Here is a 25,739-nt window from a genome sequence, read left to right as displayed (position 1 = left end):
TAAGGATGAAGAAAACGAATGGAAACTCTATCATAAATAATATTATTCACTTATTTTACAGCACAGCATTATCCAGTGCATTAAATGCTGCTGCCTTAATTATATTAGCTTATTACTTACAATCTCACAATTATGGACTTTTCAGTGTCGCCTTAGCAATTTCAATGATTATGGGCTATTTTACGGACGCTGGCTTAAGTGACATTGTTCTTCGGGAAGGATCAAAGAAAAATGTAAGCACTTCGATTTTAATGTCTTCTTATATAAAAATGAGGTTTTTATTACTTATCATTACTTTTGTATTTGGATTTATTTATATTGAGTTTGTTTATGTAAATAATCAAGAGCTCATACAAACAGCCTATCTCTTAATTTTTCCAATGGTTACTGGTGTTGCTTTACAAAGTATTGGAACTACGTATTTTCAGCTCATTGAGAAAATGGAGTATTTCGGTTATATCCGTATGGTATCTGCTTTAACATTAGTGACAACAATTTCATTAGGAATGTTGTTCTCTCTACATCCTTACATTATTAGCCTTCTATATGGAATGTCCTATATGCTAGCTGGAATTTTCGGTTTAGTTTTAGTTTCTAAAAAAATAAAAATTCCTTTAAAAAGTAAGTTTCATAAGGGGATTCTACAAAATTTAGGATCTTTTACAATTGGAGGGTTATTATTTGTTATTCTTCCTCATCTTGGACCACTGGTACTTGAAAGGACTATAAGCTTAAAGGATGTAGGATTGTTTGCTATCGCTTATCGTATTCCTCAAGCGTTGCAGCAAATACCTTTTGTTGTAGCAGGTGCATATTATCCAGTATTATTTCGGTATTTTAACGGAGGAATGCCTAATGAACATTTAAAATTAAATATAACGCAAATAAAGATCATGTCACTAATTGGAATGGGGATGACAATTCCCTTCTTCCATCTTTCAGAATTTGTTATTCAGTTCCTATTCGGAGCTGAATGGACAATGGCGGCTACTCCATTAAAGATACTTTCTCTATTGTTGACCTTTCAAGCCATCAATATTGCATTAGCAGATGGACTTACATCTAGAGGAATGCAGACATATCGAATGGTCTGCCAGTTAATTGCGGTGATAAGTGGAGTGATTCTTTACTTTGTACTAAGTCAATCATATGGAGTAATAGGAGCTGCTTTTGCTGGTATCGCAATAGAAGGAATTACCTTATTAGGTTTCTTATTATGCATTCCTAATAGAGGTGTCATAGCCATAAAGGCTATTATTCCGTACCTACTATTTTTTGCCATAAGTTTAGGTGTGAGTGAATACTTTTTCCGTGAAATCCCCCTTTTAGCAATGGCGATTAATTTAATCTTTTTATCCATGCTACTTTTTATTGATAGTGAGTTGAAGGAGAAAATAAGACGGGATGTAGTAAAAAAAATACGGTTTAAAAGAGTAAAAGGAAAGGATACAGAGGGTGTCTAAAATGGAAAATGGTAGAATATCACAATCGAAAAACCATGCTTTTACAGTGTTCATCCTCTTATTTCTTATTACGATAGGAAAATATAGTATTTATATTGGCTTTTCATTTAAGCCTTATATGATTTTTTTGCTATTATTCATTTTTATTCATCTTGCAGCTTTTCGGTTTGTAAGACTCCAATTCTTTGAAATATTAATGCTTGTTTTTTATTTAATGTATAGCTTTTCAGGTGCATTTGCTTTATATTCCACCTCCAGTCTTAGAATACTAATTGGGATTATCATCTATCTTTCCTGTTACTTTATTATTAAATCAATATTAAGCTATTCGACACAATCAATTATTGAAAAGGGTATTTCTTACGCTGGAATCCTCTTTAATGGCTTAAGCATAGTACTTTATTTAATTGGGTTACAGGCTTTGAATTTTCAATTTGATCTTGGGGAGAGAGTGATTGCATTTGGTGTCATGGTTGATCGAAGTTATCCGAGGCTCATTGGACTAGTGGAGGATCCAAACTTCTATGTTTTTTATAATACAATCTTCTTTGCGTATTATTTATGTAATTCGAAGTCATCGTTAAATAAGCTTGGGCTATTCCTTTGTATCATTACAAGTATTCTCACCTTTTCCAGAGGAGGATTACTAGTGATTGGGATCCTATTCTTTCTTTACTTTATTATGAGTAACATTGGAAAACAACTGAAGATGTTGATGATTTCTGTATCTCTATCTTTAGTAGCCATTTATATTAGCCTTTTGTTTTCACAGTTGAATGTCATTGAAATGTTAGATTCTAGATTTGGCGATTTTTCTAATGATGGTGGTAGTGGTCGCTTTGAGTTATGGGGAAGAGCTATTGATTTCTTTTCAACAAATATTCTCGTAGGAATCGGGGCTTTTAATTTTTCTGATTATAATGATTTTTATTACGGTGATAACTTAAGTGTACACAATACATTTTTTGATATTTTATCAGAATCAGGGGTATTAGGCTTCTTCTTTTACATGTTATTTATCTTGTTTGTATTCATACAATTGATCCAGAATAATGTTCATCGAAAGAAACCATATCTTTTCTTTACTTATATAGGTTATGTACTTCAACTTCTTTCATTATCCGTTATTATAAATGACATGTTTTTTATGTATTTAGCTATTTTGTCTATTTACATAAAAGAGGTTAATGATAAGAAGGGGAGTTCTGAAAAGAATAAACGAGTCATTTCTATGAGAGAGTTTAATTACGGAAATAAAGAAATGAAAAGATTAGGATGAACAGTTCTTTTTAAAGTATTTTCTTATGGAGGTGAATGGTAAATGAATGTGTTAATGCTGACAGATAAATTAACGACAGGTGGAGCCGAAATATATTTTTGTAAGCTTGAAAATGAATTAAACCATCCTAGCTTGCAGCTATTTTCCGCAGCTAGTGAAGGAGAACTATTTGAGAAAATAAAAAATAAAAAAAACTTTCTCTTATTATCGAAGCGAAATCATCTATTTAATCTTTTAAAGTTAAAGAGATTTATTAAACGGAATAATATTACTATTTTTCATGCGAATAGTTTGAGGATGGTGTTATATACCTCTATATTAAATTTTTTTAAGTGGAAAAAGAGCAACGTTATTTATACGAAACACAATGTTACTTTCTTAGAAAAGTGGACACCTGTTGTTTTTCAATTATTATTGAATCACTTTGTAGACTCCGTCATCACAGTAAGTAATTATGAAAAAGATAATTTAATCGAATTGGGAGTTAACAAAAATAAAATAACAACAATTTATAATGGAGTTGATTTACAGCAATTTTTATATAAAAAGAAAAAGAAAAATAATTTCTTCCACATCGGTATTTTAGCTAGGCTTTCAGAGGAGAAAAATCATGAGTTTTTTATTCAGATTGCTCATAAGCTGAGAAACTACGAAAATTATAAATTTTTCATTGGTGGTGATGGACCTGAACTGGACAAAATAATGAAGAGGATTCATGCTTTAGAACTTAACGATAAAATAACAATGCTGGGTCAAATTCATCAACCAGAAGAGTTTGTAAATAATATGGATGTTTTACTTTTGACATCTCACAGAGAAGTTTTTCCGATGGTAGTTATAGAAGCAATGGCTGTTGGAACCCCAATGATCTCTATTAACAAAGGTGGAATCAAAGAGGCTGTTATAAATAATCAAACAGGTTGCCTTATAGAAAACCATTCAGTAGAGGAGTTTTGTAATAAAATTATTACAATCGAAATGAATGATTCGTTGAAAAGCCAGTTGATCTTAGGAGCACAGCAGTTAGTGAACAAAAAGTTTTCGTTACAGAATATGATTCAGCAAACATTAAACCAATATTTGAAATATGAGAAACAAAGATAATGCCATGAAACTGTAAGAACATTAGAAAGGAGGGATGAAATCTTGCAAAGGAAGGAGCCCCTTAGCTTCGGTGTTATATTATCGAATACAAAAGTAGAAAGCTGGAAAATAGAATGTATTAACAATTTACTGAGGTTAGATAATGTACATTTGCGTTTTATATTAGTTATTAAGAAAAAGGAGGTGAGAAAAAAGAAGGCATCGTTAAAAAACGTACTATTTCATTATTTTGAAAGTTATTCAACTAAACGAATGAAATGTTGTAAACAGGTTGATGTCGAGAATCATCTCACTACCAAATTAACTACAATAACGAAATTTAATATTGAAAATACCGATGGAATGTCAAATAAAACGTTAAAATACTTAAATCAGTATGGTGTGGACTTTGTTTTGAATTTATCTGATTCCCGTATTGAAAGAGATATAATACAAAATTCTAGTGCTAGGTATGGAATATGGGAATTTTATTTCGGAGATGATCAAATTCAAGTAGGGAAACCAGCGTACTTTTGGGAGTTATTTCATCATGACTGTATGTGTGGTGTTGCATTGCATCGATTAACAGAAAAAATAGAAGAAAAAATTGTATTGAAGAATGGATTTTATTCTACTATTGCAGATTCTTATGTTAAGAATAGGGACCATATTTATTCAGCAATAACAAATTGGCCTTCAATCATTTGTAAGGAAATACTATATGGTGGTAAGAGTATCCAAGAAAAAAAAATAGTTAAAATGTATCCAGACTATCTTGATGAACCATCAAATAGTCAAACATTAAAGTTTCTTTACCTCATGTATAAAAATAAGATGAAGAAAATGTTTAATAAGTTCTTTCGCTATGAATACTGGAATGTCGGTATTGTTGAAAAACCAATTAATAGCTTTATAGAGGAAACAGAACCTACTATTAATTGGTTGGTAAATAGAAATAATTTGTTTTATGCAGATCCATTTGGATATAAGGATGAGACCGGGTATAAGCTTTTTATGGAAGAGTTAGATTATAAGCAAGTTAATGGGTTTATTACACAGGCAGAAGTGCATTTAAACAGTATTGAATCAAACGTTTCATTTACATCGCCCGTTCTTAAACTACCAAGTCATATGTCCTATCCTTATATAGTTGAATATAAAAATAATATTTATTGTATTCCTGAAACATCTGAGGCTAATGAGGTTTCCATATACAAAGTAGACAAAGATCGTATTTGTTTGAGAAAAGTAAAAACTTTAATTAGCGGTTTTCCTGGAGTTGATTCAACTGTAATTAAATACAATGGATTTTGGTGGTTGTTTTGTACAAAAGGGAATTCTTCTATTCAAAGTGATAATAGTGAGTTATATATTTATTATGCGAAGGAATTACTAGGCGATTGGAAAGCACATCTATTGAATCCAGTAAAGGTTGATGTGAAATCTAGTAGACCTGCTGGAACACCGTTCATAAGTAAGGGAGTTATTTATCGACCTGCACAAGATTGTTCGAAAACATATGGTGGAAGAGTTGTACTGAATAAGATAACAACATTAACCACTACACAATTTAACGAAGAAACAGTAAGTACAATTAGTCCAAGGATGGATAGTCTATATCCTGATGGGTTACACACTATTTCGTCAGTGGGAAATGTTACGATCTTAGATGGAAAACGTTTTGACTATGGGTTCCATCATTTCATAAAAAAAATATACAGGTTAAACAAAAAAAGAATAACTAGGAGGGTAGAAATGACATTACAAACAAATGATAAATAAAAATAAAGAGATTCTATACTTATACTATAAAACTGAAATTTTTTTGGTGAAATAGTTCTTAATAACGCACATTTGTTTATTTTTCATAAAAATTAAACACTAAATAAAGAACATTCCTAGAAAGGAGGAGAAGAATGATGAGTAATGAACCTTTACAACATTTTAAGACACTATTTTTAAGCTTCGTAGATATTACAATGATCCACTTAGGCTTTTTGGTAGCATTTTGGATTTACTATGTTTCTTCTCCATTTTTAATACTAAATGATGGTTATCTTTTATTAACATGGATATCTATTGTAGCTTTTATTTGCTTTTATTTATTTGATTTATACACCAATTGGCATAGAAAAAGCGGAACGCATTTAATGTATACAATTGTTCTGTCTTTGTTAACGTATACTATCTTTCTATTATTTATTAATCATGTAATAGGAGGAATGGTTTCAATAGGATATCTAGTTATTTCGTTAGTTATACAGACATGTTTATTTTTAATAGTAAGAATGAGTTTGTATTATTTTTCTAAAAGAATACATGGTAGGAAGAGAGTGTTAATTATTGGAGAGGCAGAGGATGAAGGTTTTATATTAGGAGATAAATTCTTAAATCATTATACAGGTTGGTTTATGCTTAAGGGCTTTGTTTCTATAAAAAACAGCAAATTAATTAAGGATCAATTACTTCATGTAGATGTGGTTCTGCTTAGTTCCACACTATCAAAAGGCGAAAGAGAGAAATTGATGAAGCTTTGTGTAAAAGAAGGGAAGGAAGTGCTTCTCGTACCTCAATTTTTTGAAGTGTACCTAGCTGGAGCAAAAACACAACAAATTGATGACTTGCTCGTGTTTTCCATCCCATCATCTAATTTATCAAACATTCAAAAAGGAGTAAAACGGACAGTAGATATTGCTGTTTCAGTTACTTTACTAATTGTCTTAAGTCCATTTATTATTCTATTGTTTTTCCTTATTCCATTAACATCTAGCGGACCAGCACTGTTTAAACAGGAGAGATTAGGGTTAAATGAACAGCCATTCCAATTGTATAAATTTAGAAGCATGGTACAGGATGCTGAGAGAATATCAGGGCCAGTATTAGCATCGGAAAAGGATCCAAGAATAACGACGTTAGGAAAGATCCTTCGAGCAACAAGATTAGATGAGCTTCCACAATTATTTAATGTATTAAAGGGAGAAATGAGCTTAATAGGTCCCAGACCAGAAAGAATGTTTTTCATTAGTCAATTTAAAAAGCAGTTTCCAGATTATTCTCTACGCTTTCATGTGAAACCAGGAATAACAGGGTTAGCACAAGTTCTTTCTTATTATAGTACAACTGTGGAGGATAAGCTCCGTTATGATCTCATGTACGTTAGTAACTATTCATTCATTGTAGATATGAAAATTTTAGTGCAAACGTTAAGAGTTGTCCTTCAGCGAGAACATGCGAAAGGAATTGATGAAGAAGCTGTAGCACGTAGGGAAAAACTGCTAGAGCTTGTTAATCAAAAACGAGTTATCAATCAGTAATAAAAATCTGTTCATAAGGAGCTAAAACCAATGAAAATACTTTATGTAACAAGTAGAGTTCCATACCCTCCACATAAAGGGGACCAATTAATCGCTTATGAACAAATAAAAATATTAGGGAAAAGACACGATCTGTATCTCGTGAGCTTTGTTAATAATAAAGAAGATATACCACTAGCAAAAGCGGAATTAGGTCCATATTGTAAGGACATACATTTTATTTATGAAAATAAATTTTCTCTTAGCCGTGTATTTAAAACACTATACAATTTTAAACCTCTTCAAGTCAATTTATTTACTAGCAATAAAAATAAGGAAAAGATGAGAATACTATTAAATAAAATTAATCCGGATATCGTTCACTTACAAACGATTAGGATAGCAGAGCTTTTTAAATCCATAAAGATACCAAAAGTTATAGATATGATTGATGCTATTTCATTGAATATGAAAAGGCGAGCAGAGAATGAGTCCATATTATTTAAGCAGGTTATCTCTTTAGAAAGCTATTTGGTTAAGGAATATGAACAAAAAGTAATTAGAAATTTTGATGAGGTTCTATTAGTCTCTGAAAAAGATAAGAGCTCTTTGGAAAATAATGAAAAGATTACGATAAATCCTAATGGAACGTATATTACGAAAGACTTTCTTGCAAGGTACAAAGATGTGAAAAAAGAAGAAGCAATTGTATTTCATGGAAACATGCAATACTACCCAAATGTGGAGGCTGTGTTATTTTTTGTAAAACAAATTTGGCCACAAATTAATAAAAAATATCCTGGATTTAAGTTTTATATTGTAGGGAAAGATCCTGTAAAAAAAATACAAAAGTTAAACGGGATGAACAATATTGTTGTTACTGGTTTTGTAGAAGAAATAGGTGAATATTTAAGTAAGGCAATGATTGGGGTTTACCCATTACAATCTGGAACTGGTATGCAAAATAAGATACTTGAGGCGTTAGCGTGTGGCCTACCAACTGTAGCGACCCCACTAGCATTGCAAGGTTTTCCAACCATTTCTCCAAATGACGTTGCTATTGCTCATAATAAAGAAGAGACAATAAAAATGATTGAAAGATTAATTGACAATGAAGTTATAAGAAATAAATATTCAAAATTAGGACAACAATTTATATTTAATCATTATTCTTGGGATAAAAACGTTACAAATTTAGAAAAAATTTGGTCGAAGGCGATGGAAAGGGAAGGGGTCAAGAGCATAAGTGAAGTAGTTAATTCTTCCCAGCTGAATGTTAGTAATTAATTAATGAAAGGGTGAGGTGAATGGAGTTAATATTGCTTTCTGGAGGTTCAGGTAAACGATTGTGGCCCCTGTCTAATGATGCTCGTTCAAAACAGTTTTTAAGGTTATTAGAGAATAAGGAAGGTATTTTAGAATCAATGGTACAGAGGGTATGGAAACAACTTGCTGAAGCTGGTTTGCAGGATAATACTGTAATAGCCACTAGCAAAAGCCAGGTTGATATTATTCAAAATCAATTGGGTAGTCATGTACCTCTCATAGTAGAACCAGAAAGAAGAGACACGTTTCCAGCCATTGCCTTATCTGCAGTATATTTGTATTCCGTCAAAGGAGTCAGTTTACACGAAGTTATTGGAGTACTACCAGTTGATCCATATGTAGAAACGGAATTTTTTCAACATTTAGAAGTATTAGAAAAATCATTGTTACATTCAAAGGCTGAACTTGCCCTAATTGGTATTGAACCCACATATCCTTCTGAAAAATATGGCTATATTGTACCAAATACTTCAAAAACTAATTATTTTACTGTGGATTATTTTAAAGAAAAGCCATCTGAAGAGGATGCTCAAGTCCTTATTAATGAGGAGAATGCAAGATGGAACAGTGGAGTATTTGCTTTCAAATTAGAATATGTAATTAATTATCTCAAACAAAATGGGTTTCCTACGACCTATGATGAATTATTACACCATTATGATAGATTACCAAAGATTAGTTTTGATTACGAGGTGGTTGAACAAGCAAAGGATGTTATTGCTATTTCCTATGATGGCTATTGGAAAGACCTTGGGACTTGGAACACGTTAACAGAAGAAATGGGAACAGAAAAAATAGGAAAAGGCATGATTAGCCACGATAGTTTAAATACACATTTAGTGAATGAGTTAGATATTCCAGTTACTATATTAGGCTTATCAAACATTGTGGTTGCACTTAGTCCAGATGGCTTATTGGTTACAGACAAACAAGCTAGTCCACGACTAAAAAATGAATTAAAGATTACTCAACGACCGATGTACGAAGAGAGGCGATGGGGCTGGTACAAAGTATTAGATTACACGAAATATGATGGCAACGAAGTATTGACGAAACGATTGGGAATTCTTGCAGGGAGAAATTTAAGCTACCAGCTTCATTTCAAGAGAAGTGAAGTGTGGACTGTTGTAAAAGGACATGGTGAATTTGTTATGAATGGAAAGATGAAAAAGGTTAGACAAGGAGATGTTTTACAAATACCAGTACGTTCAAGGCATGCTATTCGAGCCATTACTGACATGGAAATTATTGAGGTTCAGTCAGGATCAGAATTAATAGAAGAGGATATAAAGCGAATATGCTTAACATGGGATGAGGTTACGAACTTAAGTTCTTCTGCCATTAGTTAAGGAATATACTTTCTTTCAAAATAACAGAGTCTAATAAAGAGAATAAATCATTTTCGGAGGAATAACTAATGGAAAGACAACAGAAGGGAATGAGACTTTCGTACGTTCATTTATCTAGGGGAGTAGCAATTATTCTAATTGTAATAGGGCATCTGAATCTGTTATTTTTTAACCAATTTTCATATAATTGGTTTGGAATGGGCCGATGGGAACGGACGGGAGGGGTAGACTATTTCTTTCTGATAACCGGATTTATGATTTACTACGTGTATCATAAAGATCTTGGTGTGAAAGGAAAGGCTAAGGAATTCTTTATTAAGCGTATGATTAAAATTTATCCTTTATATTGGATTTTTACTATAATCACACTCCTGTTGATGGTAACCATTCCAATGTGGTATAACAATTATTCATTTGAAGTATTACTTAAATCTCTTTTACTATTACCAACAGATCCCATTATTATCCCAGAAGCTTGGTCCTTACCTCATATTATGTTTTTTTATATTATGTTTGGATGTTTATTATTCAGTCCTAAAATTATTAAGCCATTCATTGCTATTTGGGCAATTGCTACCATATTTATAGGCTTAAACATTATTCCATCACAGGGTTACTTTCTCTTCAGTTTTAGTAGCTTAGAAGTTTTTATAGGTATGCTATTGTGCTATGTTGTTCTCCATTTCAAATTAAAGTATTCAACTTTTATGATTGTAATTGGCATTATTGGCTTTGTAATAGGATGGCTAAATAATGTATATGGCTTTATCCCTGTTCCAGAACCATTCATTTTTGCCTTGTTTTCTATGTTTATTTTAGTTGGCTTAGCTGTAAAAGACGAAAAAGAACGAAAAATTCCTAAAGTCCTTTCTTTTTTAGGAGATGCTTCTTATTCTATCTATATTTCTCATAGTGTTTTTTTACAGCTTTATACGTATGTGTTTTACGAATTAAATTTGATCTATTTGTTCGGATACTTTCTATCGATGTGTATCATTCTTATATTTACGATTACTTCTTCCAGCATTGTTTATATTTTTATGGAAAAACCTATATCAAAAAAGCTAAAAAAGTTATTTGCACAAGAAAATAGTAAGAAGAAAACACCAAATTCAAAAGGGATAGCATAAGCCTATGCATGTTTCTATAAAAAGTGAGGTAATAGGGGTATGAAAGTACTATATATTTCAGAGAAAGTTCCGTATCCTACTGGAGGAAAAGAAAGTGTTCGAGCATATGAACATATTAAAGGCTTAGTAGAAAAAGGAATTCATGTAGAGTGTCTATTTTTTCATGAGAGATTTATTTATAAATTTTCAAGTAAGGATGTTATTCATTCTACCTTTAATACGAAGGAAGTAAAAATATATGAAAATAAAAAAAGGACGTTAAATAGATTTTTGTATTTCTTGAAAGGTCATCCTTTTTTACTCTTTAACTATATTAATAAGGAGATGACGTTTATAGTTGAAGAAGTACTGGAAAATACAACAATTGACCTTATTCATGTACAAAGTAAAATAGCTATCAATTTTTTTGAGATGGAGTTTAGGAATACAGATATTGTCGTTGATTATGGAGAGTCAGATCATGCCATATTACTAAAAGAAATAGAAATGACGAACCAATATTCTTTTAAGGAATGGTTATTGGAAGAGGAATTAAGACGCTTGAAAAACTATGAAGCTATGCTTCAATCAGTATTTACTAATGGTATTATACATTCACAGGAAGAAAAAGATTCGGTAATAATTAGTGAATCAGTAGGGACGATAGAAGTGATTCCAACGACAGGAATTGATATTAAAAATGGTATTAATCAATTAACTTCCTTTTATGAAAAATTAATTAGAAACCAACATAACAAAGTAGTAGAAGACTCTTAAAGTGAAAAAAGCTATGTAAAACGCTTGGATATCATTTTGAACTATTTCTCAAATGACAAAGAATTTAGCCATTTGAGGTGCAGCTCAATATCCAAGCGTTTTTAGATTATGATAAATTTGTTCTGTTAATTCAACTACTGAAATACTTTCTTCGAACGGTCTAAGTTTCGAAATAGACCATTAAATTTTGTTAAGTTTCCATATTGATGATGCATATTCTTGAATAGTACGATCACTAGAGAATTTACCGGAATGTGCAATGTTCGTTACACTCATGCTTAGCCAAGTAAACTTATCACGATATGACTGCTCTACTAATTCGTGTGATTCAATGTACGGGTCAAAATCTTTAAGAACAAAATATGGGTCATTATGATAAAGAATATTATAGTAAATATCTTTAAACTCTATTTCCTGACTGCCAAACCAACCTTCATTTAATTGATCTAAAATTCGACGTACTCGATCATCAGTATTATAAATATCCCTTGCAACATAACCTCCATGATGATAATAATGGAGTACTTCGTCTGCAGTTAGACCAAAAATAAATATATTTCTATCCCCAACAAAATCACGAATCTCAATATTTGCTCCGTCTAATGTTCCGAGAGTAATTGCACCATTCATCATCATTTTCATATTTCCTGTACCAGAAGCTTCTTTACTAGCAGTGGAGATTTGTTCACTTATATCTGCTGCTGGAATAATTTTTTCAGCTAAGCTGACATTATAATTTTCTAAAAAAACAACCTTGAGTTTATCTTTAATTTCCGGATCATGGTTAACGATTGATGCTACTTTATTAATTAGTTTTATTACTTCTTTTGCTAAGTGGTAGCTTGGTGCAGCCTTTGCACCAAATAAAAACGTTCTCGGAGTAATATCTTGATTAGGGTTATCTTTAAGCTCATTGTATAAATAAATAACATGAAAGATATTTAGTAGCTGTCGTTTATATTCATGTAGTCGTTTAATTTGAACGTCGAAAATAGATTGATCATCAACTAAAATACCTGTACGATCAAAAATAAACTTAGCTAAAGCTTTCTTATTTTCATGCTTTACCTGATCTATCTTATCTAAAAAAGGTCTATCCTTTGTATACCGAAGTAGACTAATGAGTTGGTTAGGTCGTTTAATCCATTGAGGTCCTATTACATCTGTTATTAGAGATGCTAAATTTGGATTCACTTGTAAAAGCCACCGACGATGGGTAATTCCATTTGTTTTATTGTTGAATTTGCTCGGGAATAAGCTGTAAAAATCTTTCATTTCTTTCTTTATTAATATGTCAGTATGAATTCTAGCTACACCATTTACACTGAAGCTACCAACAATTGCTAAACGGCTCATATGAACTTGATCATAAGCTATTATTGCTAATTCAGGAATTTTATCTCTTAAATGATGATGGTCCATCCATATTTTTTTACAAAATCGTTCATTTATTTCATCAATTATCATATATAAGCGTGGTAAGAGATTTTGTATCATTTCCTTTGGCCATGTTTCTAATGCTTCACTTAAGGTGGTATGGTTTGTATATGCGATTATGTTCGTCGTTATTTTCCATGCATCATTCCAGCTGAAATGTTCTTCATCCATTAAAATCCTCATCAGTTCTGGAATAGCTAAGCTTGGATGGGTGTCATTAATTTGAATAACGACTTTTTCAGGTAAGTAGTTTAAAGACTTTTTACTATTCTTTTTATAGCTTTTTATTATATTTTGTATGCTTGCAGAAACGAGGAAGTATTGTTGCTTTAAGCGAAGCTCTTTTCCTTCAAAACTAGAGTCATCAGGATACAAAAAGCCAGATATTTGTTCAATGGAGTGCTTATGATCTAGGTGATGATAATACTGGGAGTTTTGGCTTGCAACATCTTCATCTTCACTACTAGGAGATTCTGCACTCCATAAACGAAGGTTATTCACAACTTCATTTTCGTAACCAACGATAGGGATGTCGTACGGAACTGCCATTACTTGATCCGTATTTTCATACCTGAATTCTAAACTTCCATCGTTCTTTTTAAACATATGAACCTGTCCGCAAAAGTGTATTTTGACTGCTTCGTCTACCCTTCGTCTTTCCCATGGGTATTCTTCCTTTAACCAGTAATCTGGTAGTTCTATTTGATTACCGTGTATAATTCTTTGTTCAAATAATCCATAGCGATAGCGGATTCCATATCCATGACCTGGATAATTCAACGATGCTAGGGAATCTAGGAAGCAGGCAGCCAAACGTCCTAAGCCACCGTTTCCTAGACCTGCATCGTGTTCTTGAAAATAAACCTTTTCAGGGTCAAATCCTAATTTTTGGAGTGCTTTATTTGCAGTGTCTAGTAGTCCGCAGTTGAGTAGGTTACTTTCTAATAAACGACCAACTAAAAACTCCATAGATAAATAATATACTTGTCTTGCTTTTTTCTTCCTATACTTTTTTTCTGTTTTAAGCCAGTGAGAATTGAGTTCATCATTTACAATAGAAGTGATCACATAGTATACATCCTTGTCTGTTGCATCCTTTAAGTCTTTTCCACGTTCTGTTTTCATTTTTTCTGTGATGCATTCCACAAGTTCATTAATCGTTGTATGTCGAGACACGATGTGTTCACTCCTTATATGGTTACTTTTGTTGTACATTCGTAAACATTTACATATTCTCGAGCTGATTGTTTCCAGCTAAATTGACTTTTGTTAACATTTTTTAACAGTTTACCCCATTTCGTGTCATCATGATACACGCGAAGTGAGTAGTGTAAGACTGTTAAGAGATCATGTGCATTATAATTAGAAAAGCTAAATCCGTTACCTTCCCCAGTTAACTCATTAAAAGGAGTTACTGTATCTTTTAATCCACCTGTTTCCCTAACGATAGGTACAGCTTTATATTGGAGTGCAATGAGCTGAGATAGGCCACATGGTTCAAATTTTGATGGCATAATAAAGAAATCTGCAGCAGCATACATTTGTCGTGCTAGACCTTCATCAAAAGCTAGGTAAGCTTTTAATTTTTCAGGGTGATTTTCAGAAATATGTGAGAAATAACCTTCGAATTCTTCATCACCTGTTCCTAATATTGCTATTTGAACATCCTCTTGTAAAAATTCCTCTAAAATACATTGAATTAGATGAAATCCTTTTTGTTCTACTAAACGACTAATCATAACATAAAGGGGTTTTTCTTCAGATATAGGTAATCCAAGCCTTTCTTGAAGTGCCACTTTGTTTTCCTTCTTTTTTACTCTAGAATGTCGATAGTTAACTTCAATATGAGAGTCCTTCATTGGGTTATACTCATCAGTGTCAATCCCATTAATGACGCCAACTAAATCCTCTGACTTTTCTAAAAGGATAGGGTGAAGTCCTTCACTAAAAAATGGATTCTTTATCTCTTCAGCATAGGATGGGCTTACGGTAGTGACTTTGTCAGCGTGAAAAATACCGCTTTTCATACAATTAAGCATGCCATTCCATTCAAAGCCACCAAAATGACTGGATGGTAGATTAAAGAATTCCTCAAACATATCATGAGGCATTAGACCTTGATATTTAATATTATGAATAGTAAATATTGTTTTCAAATTTTCAACCGGTTGTATGATTTTTGCTAATGCTACTGCAATCCCTGCCTGCCAATCATGACCATGAAGTACATCTGGAGTAAAATCAAGGTGAGGAAATACTTCTATAACAGCTCGACTGAAAAAGATAAATCTTTCTCCATCATCGTAATAACCATAAATGCCTTTTCTAGTAAAATAGTAATCATTTGAAATAAAATAATATTTGATACTGTTATGCTCTAGGGAATATAAACTAGCCTCTTGATTTCTCCATCCGAGAGGGACGCGGAAAGATGTTTCATACTTCATTTTATCCCGCCATTCAGATGGAATTTCATCATATAGTGGCAATATAACTCTCACATCGACTCGTTCATATTTCTTTAGAGCTTGTGGAAGAGAGCCTATTACATCTGCAAGTCCTCCTGTTTTGATAAATGGTGAACATTCTGAGGCGACAAATAACACGTTTTTCATAATAGATCTCTCCTTTCAATACTTTTAATAGTAAATAATAATTTCACAAATGAAATAGGTTTTTTTACCCATTTATACAAAAAATAGTTAATGAATGAGGTACCTAAAATTTAATCTAGAGTACTATTTATTCGTTCCTTCCACTTCCTTTAGTACAGAGCACACTCAGTGGAGGGGTACCCTTTCTTACATGATTTTTCGTTTAGCTACTACAAAAGGCTGGTCTTTTCCTCCAATAAGCGTTTGCCCAGCTGTAACATAGACATCCTTATCTAAAATCACATTTTCTAAATGAACCCCTGATTCAATAGTACATCGCTGCATGATAACAGAATTTTTAATTGATGCTCCTTCCTTTACATTAACACCACGAAATAGAACACTTTTTTCAACAACACCATTAATCACGCATCCATTTGCAATTAACGACCCTTTTACTTCAGCCTGATCCTTGTATTTTGTTGGTGGTTCGTTACTATTTTTCGTTTTAATAAAAGAATCTTTATAAAATAAAGATTTATAGTTATCCATGGACAGTAAGTCCATATTATGTTTGAAAAAGCTATCCACTGAGTTAATAAATGCACAATATCCTTTATGTTCAAATGTTTGTACTTTTAACTTACTAATATTATCTTTAATCCCATGTTGGAAGAAGTGATCTTTATGATGGGCGATGCAATCGTCTACCAACCCAATTAAAAGGTCTTTATTAATGATATATACACCTGTATAAATACATGGGTTTGTTTTATCATTTGTTAAATTTGTTACCCATCCATCTTCATCTAATTCCGCACGTAGACATGGACTATGTTCATCACTAAATTGATCCACTTTTGTATAAATAAGAGTAATTTCCGCGTTAGTTTTTAAGTGGTGTTGAAATGCTTCTTGGTAATCATTGTTTGAAATAAATTGACTCCCACTTACGACAACATGACTAGCACTCCCACGTAGGAAATAATCCCTATTATTATGGAAATACTGTAAATCTCCTTTTGAAATATCTGTTGGATCATTAAAGTCTGGCGGTAGGATAAATAATCCTCCGTTCCGACGTGCTAGCTCCCAGTTCCCTCCTGTACCAAGGTGATCCATTAATGAACGATACTTACTGCGACAGAAGATGGCCACATCTTTTACCCTTGATTGAATCATATTTGATAGGGTGAAATCGATGAGACGGTATCTTCCTGCAAAAGGGACAGCTGCACCACAACGGAAGTATGTTAACTCCTTTAAAAAATCATGCTCATGCTCTAAGTTTATGAGTCCCATCAATGATTTCACTTTGAAGCCCCCTTTAATTGCCCTTGCTCTGCTAAAATAGTGGCAATATTATTTTTATCAATTACCAAAGGTTCGCCATTTTCATTTGAATAAATATGGGTATTAGCAGGAATTATTGTGTTTTCCATTACAATAACTCGATTTAAAACGACATTTTCATTAATTATTACACCTGGGTGAAGGATTGATTGATTAATTGAACTACCTTCGTGTACAGTAACATTGTCGAATAGGATGGAATTCTTTACTGTGCCACAAATCCAACAACCGGAATTAATTAATGATTGTGTAACAACTGCAGCCTCACTAGTAAACTGTGGTGGGAAATTTGAATCATGGGAATAAGTTCTCCAGCTTTTATTGTTCAAGGATAGAGTAAGATCCTCCTCTAATAAATCCATGTTAGCTTCCCAATAGCTTTGAACTGTTCCAACATCCTTCCAATAACCTTCGAAACGATAAGCATATAAACGAAGGTTATCCTCTAGCATGGCAGGAATAACATCTTTTCCAAAATCATGGCTGGAATGCATCAATTCTGCATCTTCTAATAAATATTTTCTTAACGTTGTCCAGCTAAAAATATAGATTCCCATAGAGGCTAAATTATTTTTCGGTTCCTTTGGTTTCTCTTCAAATTCATATATTCGGAGGTCTTCTGTTGTGTTTAATATTCCGAATCTAGATGCATCTTCTAAAGGAACTTCCATCACCGAAATAGTTGCGTCCGCACCATTTTCCTTATGATGATTAAGAAGGCTATTATAATTCATTTGATAAATGTGATCACCTGAAATAACAAGAACATATTCAGGACTATATTGATCGATAAAATGAATATTTTGATAGATTGCATCAGCTGTTCCGGAATACCAACTTCCTCCTTTTTTTGCTGTATAAGGAGAAAGGATTGTCACTCCATCTTTTTGTCGATCCAGATCCCATGGTTTTCCAATACCGATGTGCTTATTTAGTACTAGAGGAGAGTATTGGGTTAATACACCTACTGTATGAATACCTGAATTTGTACAATTACTTAAAGTAAAATCAATGATTCGGTATTTTCCTCCGAAATGCACAGCAGGTTTTGCTAAGTTTTTTGTAAGTGCACCTAGTCGTTTTCCTTCTCCTCCAGCTAGAAGCATCGCTACACATTCTTTCTTCATATAACGTTCTCCTCCTTTATGATTGTATTGGAATCTGTTGATCTTTTATAAATGGTAATGGCTAGCGGCGGAACCTTCACTTTAATGTGTTGAGGTAATCCGTGCCATTTTTTTGGAAAACTAAAATAATCCCCCTCATTAATTTGGTTAGAACCACCATATTGAGCAGCATCCGAATTGAAAACCTCTTTAAATTTACCTGGTATTGGGACACCAACTTTATAGTCGTAATAAACGTTTGGTGTAAAGTTACAAATTATAATAAGATCATCTAAAGGGGATTTCCCCTTTCTTCTAAATGCAATAATGCTCTGGTCTATATTGTGAGGATCGATCCATTCAAAGCCTTCAGGGCGATGATCATATTCATACAGAGCTTTGTTTTCTAAATAAAAGTGATTAAGTTCTTTTACGTATTGAAACATGGAGGAATGAAGAGGGTAGTTAAATAAGTGCCAATCTAACTGTTCTTTATCCTTCCATTCAGCATACTGACCGAACTCTCCACCCATAAAAAGTAGTTTTTTTCCTGGATGTGTCATTTTGTAGGCATATAATAGTCTTAAGTTTGCAAATTTCTGCCACTGATCTCCAGGCATTTTATCTAGGAGTGATTTCTTACCATGAACCACTTCATCATGTGACAAAGGAAGAAGAAAGTTCTCGGAATATGTATACATAAAAGAAAAAGTTAGCAAGTTATGGTGCCATTTTCGATAAACTGGGTCGTATTCCATATAATTAAGCATGTCATTCATCCAACCCATGTTCCACTTGAAGTTAAATCCTAATCCCCCACTATAGGTTGGAGCTGTTACTAGCGGGAGATCGGAGCTGTCTTCTGCCATCATGAGGACATTCGGTTCATAGTGAAAAATTATTTCATTTAACTTACGGATGAATGCGTAGGCTTCTAGGTTTTCCTCACCATTGTATGAGTTTAATATTTTCTCTTCACCATCATTTCGATCAAAATTTAGGTAGAGCATACTTGCAACTGCATCAACACGAAAACCATCAATATGGTATTCATGAATCCAAAATAATGCATTTGAAATTAAGAAGCTCTGTACTTCTGGTCTGCCAAAATCAAAAGTAAGGGTGCCCCAAGATGTTTTTTCCGCTTTTTTCGGATCAGAATATTCATAAAGTGGAGAACCATCAAATTGACGTAAACCGTGTTCATCCTTACAAAAATGTCCAGGAACCCAATCCATAATAATCCCTAAATTATTTTGGTGACATTGATCCACAAAATATTTAAAATCATCAGGTGTTCCAAATCTACTTGTGACAGAGTAGTAACCTGTAATCTGATATCCCCATGATAAGTCAAAAGGATGTTCTGCTAGTGGCAATACCTCTATATGTGTATATCCTAAATTTTTCACATATGGAATAAGCTCATCAGCTAGTTCACGATACGTATATAAGTCCCCATTATCTTTTATTTTCCAAGACCCTAGATGAACTTCATATATAAGAATTGGAGACGTGAATACATCAACTTTTTCTTTTTCTTTTTGCCATTTAACATCTTTCCAATCATACGATGATGGACTAGTAGTTAAGGATGCTGTCTTAGGTCTAACCTCTGACTTAAAAGCAAATGGATCTGCTTTTAATACATGTTGACCACTTGAATGTACAATTTCATATTTGTAACAAATATTTGATTGAATATCAGTAAAGAATCCGAACCATAATCCTTCATTACTGATTTTTTGAAGCTTGTGGTTTTCACCGTTCCAGTCATTAAAATCTCCTACTACACGAATTTCTTTTGCATGTGGTGCCCATACACCAAATCGGAAGCCTATTTTATTTTCCCATACAATTTCATGGCATCCGAGCATATGATGACTATGGTAGTTAGTTCCTTGGTGGAATAGGAAAATATCCTGTTCTGAAATATTAAAGAGCATTGTGGTAACTCCCTTCATAAGAAATTGGCTTTGTTAAGATTTTGTTGTTGATTTTTGCGACTGGGGTCTTCCCTATTGCTTTTCCCGTTGAAGTAAAGCACGAACCACAAAAATCAAATTATTACTAAGTCAATACCATTTTTTAACACAGCCAAGAAATTAATAATATATTGTTTATTTATGCAATGAACAGAATATGTTAAATTTTCTAACTATAAATTATATTTGACTAGAGCAATGGACAGAATAGGAGAGGAGAATTACTGCAGTTAAATATAAGTTCTATAATAAAGGCAAAGTTCCTTTTTTAAAACAAAAAAATTTCTTACAATTTATTGAATGAATATCGCATTTTGTGCGTTTGTGTCGAATGAATTATTTAAACATAACAACGGATATATATGCAAATGAAATAGAGATAGTATAAAATGATAGTTATCAGAAATGGTTAAATCTTATTAAATGTTATGAAAAAAAGTAACCCTAAGAAGGAGTGCTCGTGTGGATACTCAAATAGCATGGATTGATGATGTGTATCTATTGACTGTAGTTTCAAAAAACCTTGATTCTTTACGTGAAAGGAAGGATTCACCTTTTATTAAATGGGGGAATAAGTCATTTTCAGTTACAGTTGAAAGTGAAGTGAATGATCAAACAATGTTAATGTCATTTAAAGATGAACTTCCTATGGGAGAAAAATTATTTCTTTGTTGGGGAGAAGGAAAAATTCCTATATATGCACGTGGAATAGTACGTACTTCATGGTTTGATGAAAACTATAGCACTCCTAATAGTTTATTAGGAGCTATCTATGAAAAGGAAGCTACAACTTTTACTGTTTGGGCACCTACTGCAACGGCAGTGAAATTATTTTTGAATAATAATCAATATTCCTTAATTCGACAAAAAAGAGGGGTGTGGCAAAAGAAAGTTTTGGGTGATTGGAATGGTTCAGCATACGATTATGAAGTTGAAGTGAATGGTGTCCGAAATCGTGTGAATGATCCTTATGCAAAAACGTTACTTGGGAATAGCAAACGTGGGGTAGTTATTGATTTAGGGGGAACAAATCCGAAAAACTTTCAAAAACAGAGCAGACCGTCTGTAGAAAAACTTCAAGATTCCATCATCTATGAGCTACATGTTAGGGATGCAACCATATTTGATGGAAGTGGTGTGAAGAACAAAGGAAAATTTCTAGGTTTAGGGGAACGGAATACAACAACAGCTAACGGATATACAACTGTCTTATCATATATAAAAGAATTAGGATACACACACGTCCAATTATTACCAATAAATGATTTTGCTCGTGTTGATGAGTATAACCCAGAACGTGGGTACAATTGGGGGTATGACCCATTATTTTTTCAAGCGCCAGAAGGAAGTTATGCAACTGATGTTGAAAATCCAGTAAGTAGAATTATAGAATTAAAGGAAATGATCATGTCATTACATGAAGAAGAAATCTCAATAATAGTTGATGTTGTATATAACCATGTCTATATTATGGAAGATTCTTCATTTGAGAAAATAGTGCCAGGGTACTACTTTAGATACTATGCTGATGGAACGATCAGTAACGGAACTGGTGTAGGGAATGATATAGCAACGGAACGTACGATGGTTAGAAAATTTATATTAGATACTATCGATTATTGGCTTACTGAATATAAAGTAGATGGGTTTCGTTTTGACTTAATGGGTGCAATAGATGTAGAAACGATGAAACAAATTAAGGACCGGTGTAGGGGTGAAGATATACCAATTATGTTATTAGGAGAAGGGTGGGATCTTCCTACAGCGATCCCATCAGAAACAAAAGCGACTTCCTTTCAATCACATCAATTACAGGGCATTCGTTTCTTTAATGACTTTTTTCGTGATACTTTAAAAGGAAATTTATTTGAGCAACATGATTTAGGCTATGTTAATGGGAAGGGTAGATATATTGAACGATTACCACAGTTAGTTTCAGGTTCTTCAATAGAAGAGTTTGGTCATACACATGTATCGGCTGTAAATCAGACAGTTAATTATGTAGAATGTCATGATAACCACACACTTTGGGATAGATTAGCAATTACAAATGAAGAAGAGTCTATTAGTGATAGAGAGAAAATACATCAACTTGCAACGGGTATTACATTGTTAAGTCAAGGTGTTCCATTTATTCACGGAGGACAAGAATGGTTCCGAAGTAAAAAAGGTGACGAAAACAGCTATATTTCAGGAGACGAAATAAACCAGTTGAATTGGAAGCAACGTGAAGAAAATGATAATAAAATCTCCTTTATACGAACTTTAATTCATATAAGGAAGCACTATGATGTTTTTCGGTTATGTACCAAAGAAGAAATAAAACGAAGGCTTCATATATTAATTACACCAGCGCCTATCTTTGGCTGGACTCTATTTGGAGATCGGGAGGATTTTGCCATTTATGTTAATCCGACAAAACGCAGGTTCGAATTACATCTGCCCTCTCCTGGAAATTGGCATATTGCGGCAACTAACATTGACGAAAGGGTATTGATCGAATCGGAAATAAATGGAGAATATACTTTTATATCTCCCTATGAATTATTAGTTTTGAAAAAAGTTCGGAGGTATTGAAAAAGTGTCATATTTGCTTCCTTTTTAATCTGCCCTGCAAATTGCAATACAGTTATTACTCATTATATCCAACTTCCCTTTCACCACAAGGGTATAAGTGTGACATCTGTTCTTGCTTCAGAGGTTGCTGACATTACGTCTTTTCCTACAGAACGTAGGTTGTACTTAGGTGTAATTGATGTAGTGAGGAGTAAAAAACAACAAAGAATTAACAGATCCTTTTTAAATTATTTTTAATATATTGAATTTCAGGATAGGTAATTCTAAATTTGGAAATATTAAAACATGTGATTTTAATAAAATAAAATCACATGTTTTTCTTATTTTTCAAAGGGGCATTATCAAAGCTGTTGTTTTGAAATATTTCTTAATGTTTATCTATCATAAACAAGTTTACAAATGTTCGTTTTCGTTCGATAATAGAAAGGAGAGGTGTTTATTTAGGTGCATATAGATTTTGAAATATAACTATGGAGGACTAAAATGTTATCTGTAGAAAGGTATGAAATTATTTTAGAACAGCTAGATAAAGAAAAAATTATTAAAGTGTCTGAGCTTAGCCCCTTACTTGGTGTCACAGAGAAAACGATTCGTGTGGACTTAGAAATGTTAGAACGACGAGGACTATTAAAAAGGATACATGGTGGAGCAGTTTTACCAGAGGGAGAAAGTAGAATCTTTCCTATTAATGAAAGACAATCTATGAGAAGTGATCTAAAGACAAATATTGCGAAAGAGGCTCTTAAGTTAATAGAGCCTGGTGAAACCATTTTAATGGATGGGGGAAGTACTACTCAAGCATTAGCGGACTTATTAGGGGATTTCCCTGTTACTGTTATTACAAATGATATTCAAATAGCAACAACATTAATTTATAAGGAAAAAGTGCAATTAATTGTTTTAGGAGGAACTAGAATTGGTACATCCTCTTCTTTAATAGGTGCGGAAGCAACAGAACTTTTAAAAAGAATTCGAGTAAAACGGTTTTTTTGTGGAACGACAGGGGTATCAGTTAATCATGGCTTAACAGTATTAAATAACTTACATGCAGACTGGAAACGTCAAGTCATTCAAAGTGCAGAAAAGGTAACATTATTAGCCGATTCAACGAAGTTTGAAAAGGTCGCATTAATTCAATTTGCATCATTAGAGGAGGTTGATGAAATTATAACAGATGATAAATTAACGGAAGATATAAAAGAAGAATTAGTAAAAAAAGAAGTTTCTGTGACGATTGTAGCTTTCAAATAAAATATATCTTGAAGTTTATTGTCAGTATAAATGTTTAATGCTATAATCTAGATTGGAAACGAACCAAAACGAACATCGAAGAAATTTTAAAAGGAAATAGGGAGGTAGTACATTAATATGAAAGCAGCATTTACATTAGAAGGTAAAGTAGCAGTAGTTACAGGTTCAGGACAAGGATTAGGACAAGGGATGGCTTTAGGGTTAGCTGAAGCTGGAGCAGATATCGTAGGAGTTAATTACGGTCCTACTGCTGAAACTAAAGAGAAGGTAGAAGCTCTTGGTCGCAAATATACTGAACTAGTAGCAGACCTTTCAAAGGAAGAAGAAGTTTACCGTGTAGTAAAAGAAGCTCTACAATCAGTGGATAAAGTAGATATTCTTGTAAATAACGCCGGAATCATTCGTCGTACTGAAGTAGAAAATTTCTCAGATAAAGATTGGCATGATGTAATTGATGTTAACCAACATGCTGTATTTAAATTATGTAGAGAATTCGGTAAACATATGCTAGAAAATGGATCCGGACGTATTATTAATGTAGCGTCTATGCTTTCTTACCAAGGTGGACTAAGAGTACCTTCATATACTGCAAGTAAGCATGCTGTAGCTGGTCTTACTAAATCATTTGCAAATGAGTGGGCAGGTCGTGGAGTTAATGTAAACGCGATTGCACCTGGTTACTTTGCTACAGCTAATACAGCACCATTACGTGCAGATGAAGACCGCAGCGCATCTATTTTATCAAGAATTCCAAAAGGTGACTGGGGAACTCCAGATGACCTTAAAGGTCCAGTTGTATTCTTAGCATCTGATGCATCTAGCTATGTGACTGGTCACATTCTATGTGTTGACGGCGGATGGATGAGTTCTTGATTTTAAAATAAAGGAGTAGATTTTAATGGATATTAGACATACTACGAATCCAGAAGATTTTAAGCATTATACTACTGAGAGATTAAGAAAAGATTTCCTTATCGAAGATTTATTCGTTGCAGGAAAAATCAATTTAACATACACCCACTATGATCGTGTTGTTGTTGGTGGAGCTATTCCAACTTCAGAAGGTTTATTATTAGATGCCGGTGATAATTTAAGAACAGAATACTTCTTAGAAAGAAGAGAAGTTGGATTCGTTAACATTGGTGCTAAAGGTAAAGTTGTCGTTGATGGTGAAGAATATGAGTTAAATAAAAGAGACTGCTTATATGTAGGGTTGGGGAAGAAGGAAGTTACTTTACATAGTGAAGATGCTTCTAACCCAGCGAAATTTTACATTGTGTCTTCTTTAGCTCATAAAGAATACCCAACACGTGTACTTCCAATTGCTGAAGCAACACCTACAAAGCTTGGGTCTGATGCTGAATCTAATAATCGTACGATCTATAAGTACATCCATGGTGACGGTATTCAAAGCTGCCAGTTAATGATGGGGATGACTTTATTAGAACCAAACAACATGTGGAATACGATGCCTGCACATGTGCATGATCGTCGTATGGAAGCATATTTGTACTTTGATATGGATGAGGATTCTAGAGTGTTCCACTTTATGGGGGAACCAAGTGAAACTCGTCACCTTTTAGTAAAAAATGAACAAGCCATTCTATCACCACCATGGTCTATCCATTCAGGTGTAGGGACAAAGAACTATACGTTTATTTGGGCAATGGCAGGAGAAAACTATACATTTACAGACATGGACTTCGTGAAAATGGAAGACCTTAAATAATAATTTTTTTCATAAAGTACCTGGTTTA

General features: G+C 33.2%; 18 protein-coding genes. 13 read left to right on the top strand and 5 right to left on the bottom strand.

From position 1 onward, the window contains the following. Positions 1 to 5: 5 nt before the first annotated feature. The 9 genes from QA612_RS10300 to QA612_RS10260 all read left to right on the top strand — a co-directional run bounded on the left by QA612_RS10300 (position 6) and on the right by QA612_RS10260 (position 11,679). A complete protein-coding gene (locus QA612_RS10300; protein ID WP_278283732.1) occupies positions 6 to 1,463 on the top strand; it encodes an oligosaccharide flippase family protein in 1,458 nt (485 codons plus the stop codon). Position 1,464: 1 nt separating this feature from the next. After that, positions 1,465 to 2,742, top strand: coding sequence for an O-antigen ligase family protein (locus tag QA612_RS10295; RefSeq protein ID WP_278283731.1), 1,278 nt, complete (start codon positions 1,465 to 1,467; stop codon positions 2,740 to 2,742). Between the two features lie 42 nt (positions 2,743 to 2,784). Then, on the top strand, positions 2,785 to 3,846 hold the full coding sequence (locus QA612_RS10290; protein ID WP_278283730.1) for a glycosyltransferase family 4 protein: 1,062 nt from the start codon (positions 2,785 to 2,787) through the stop codon (positions 3,844 to 3,846). Between the two features lie 42 nt (positions 3,847 to 3,888). Next, a complete protein-coding gene (locus QA612_RS10285) occupies positions 3,889 to 5,607 on the top strand; it encodes a glucosamine inositolphosphorylceramide transferase family protein (protein ID WP_278283729.1) in 1,719 nt (572 codons plus the stop codon). A gap of 137 nt (positions 5,608 to 5,744) precedes the next feature. Further along, positions 5,745 to 7,139: a sugar transferase gene (locus tag QA612_RS10280; RefSeq protein ID WP_278283728.1), complete on the top strand. Its 1,395-nt coding sequence runs from the start codon at positions 5,745 to 5,747 to the stop codon at positions 7,137 to 7,139. A 30-nt stretch (positions 7,140 to 7,169) separates the two neighbouring features. Beyond that, complete coding sequence (locus QA612_RS10275; protein WP_278283727.1) at positions 7,170 to 8,405, top strand: glycosyltransferase family 4 protein; 1,236 nt, start codon at positions 7,170 to 7,172, stop codon at positions 8,403 to 8,405. Positions 8,406 to 8,425: 20 nt separating this feature from the next. After that, on the top strand, positions 8,426 to 9,793 hold the full coding sequence (locus QA612_RS10270; RefSeq protein WP_278283726.1) for a sugar phosphate nucleotidyltransferase: 1,368 nt from the start codon (positions 8,426 to 8,428) through the stop codon (positions 9,791 to 9,793). A gap of 68 nt (positions 9,794 to 9,861) precedes the next feature. Continuing rightward, positions 9,862 to 10,923 carry an acyltransferase family protein gene (locus tag QA612_RS10265; RefSeq protein WP_278283725.1) on the top strand — a complete coding sequence of 354 codons (1,062 nt, stop codon included), beginning with the start codon at positions 9,862 to 9,864 and terminating at the stop codon, positions 10,921 to 10,923. Positions 10,924 to 10,962: 39 nt separating this feature from the next. Next, positions 10,963 to 11,679 carry a hypothetical protein gene (locus QA612_RS10260; RefSeq protein ID WP_278283724.1) on the top strand — a complete coding sequence of 239 codons (717 nt, stop codon included), beginning with the start codon at positions 10,963 to 10,965 and terminating at the stop codon, positions 11,677 to 11,679. A 180-nt stretch (positions 11,680 to 11,859) separates the two neighbouring features. Here the strand turns inward: QA612_RS10260 and QA612_RS10255 are convergent, their stop codons facing one another. The 5 genes from QA612_RS10255 to glgB all read right to left on the bottom strand — a co-directional run bounded on the left by QA612_RS10255 (position 11,860) and on the right by glgB (position 20,115). After that, on the bottom strand, positions 11,860 to 14,331 hold the full coding sequence (locus tag QA612_RS10255; protein WP_481804433.1) for a glycogen/starch/alpha-glucan phosphorylase: 2,472 nt from the start codon (positions 14,329 to 14,331) through the stop codon (positions 11,860 to 11,862). After that, positions 14,307 to 15,731 carry a glycogen synthase GlgA gene (gene glgA, locus QA612_RS10250; protein WP_278283722.1) on the bottom strand — a complete coding sequence of 475 codons (1,425 nt, stop codon included), beginning with the start codon at positions 15,729 to 15,731 and terminating at the stop codon, positions 14,307 to 14,309. Before glgA ends, QA612_RS10255 begins: the two co-directional genes overlap by 25 nt. Before the next feature lie 186 nt (positions 15,732 to 15,917). Continuing rightward, the gene (gene glgD / locus QA612_RS10245) at positions 15,918 to 17,024 is read right to left on the bottom strand and encodes a glucose-1-phosphate adenylyltransferase subunit GlgD (RefSeq protein WP_278283721.1); all 1,107 of its coding nucleotides are present in this window, start codon (positions 17,022 to 17,024) and stop codon (positions 15,918 to 15,920) included. Next, positions 17,021 to 18,190, bottom strand: a complete 1,170-nt coding sequence (locus tag QA612_RS10240) for a glucose-1-phosphate adenylyltransferase (protein WP_278283720.1) — start codon at positions 18,188 to 18,190, stop codon at positions 17,021 to 17,023. Before QA612_RS10240 ends, glgD begins: the two co-directional genes overlap by 4 nt. Next, positions 18,187 to 20,115, bottom strand: a complete 1,929-nt coding sequence (gene glgB, locus QA612_RS10235) for a 1,4-alpha-glucan branching protein GlgB (protein ID WP_278283719.1) — start codon at positions 20,113 to 20,115, stop codon at positions 18,187 to 18,189. Before glgB ends, QA612_RS10240 begins: the two co-directional genes overlap by 4 nt. Before the next feature lie 501 nt (positions 20,116 to 20,616). Between glgB and pulA the strand changes: the two genes are divergently transcribed. From pulA to kduI, 4 genes are all read left to right on the top strand, one after another. After that, positions 20,617 to 22,731, top strand: a complete 2,115-nt coding sequence (pulA, locus tag QA612_RS10230) for a type I pullulanase (RefSeq protein ID WP_278283718.1) — start codon at positions 20,617 to 20,619, stop codon at positions 22,729 to 22,731. A gap of 483 nt (positions 22,732 to 23,214) precedes the next feature. Then, positions 23,215 to 23,982, top strand: a complete 768-nt coding sequence (locus QA612_RS10225) for a DeoR/GlpR family DNA-binding transcription regulator (protein ID WP_278283717.1) — start codon at positions 23,215 to 23,217, stop codon at positions 23,980 to 23,982. Between the two features lie 117 nt (positions 23,983 to 24,099). After that, positions 24,100 to 24,855, top strand: a complete 756-nt coding sequence (gene kduD / locus QA612_RS10220) for a 2-dehydro-3-deoxy-D-gluconate 5-dehydrogenase KduD (protein ID WP_278283716.1) — start codon at positions 24,100 to 24,102, stop codon at positions 24,853 to 24,855. Between the two features lie 25 nt (positions 24,856 to 24,880). Further along, positions 24,881 to 25,711 carry a 5-dehydro-4-deoxy-D-glucuronate isomerase gene (kduI, locus tag QA612_RS10215; protein ID WP_278283715.1) on the top strand — a complete coding sequence of 277 codons (831 nt, stop codon included), beginning with the start codon at positions 24,881 to 24,883 and terminating at the stop codon, positions 25,709 to 25,711. Positions 25,712 to 25,739 lie beyond the last annotated feature (28 nt).

This window comes from Evansella sp. AB-P1 (assembly GCF_029688925.1).
Taxonomy (GTDB): Bacteria; Bacillota; Bacilli; order Bacillales; family Salisediminibacteriaceae; genus Evansella.
Note: the sequence above shows the minus strand (reverse complement) of the source record. Positions and strands in the feature narration are given on the sequence as shown.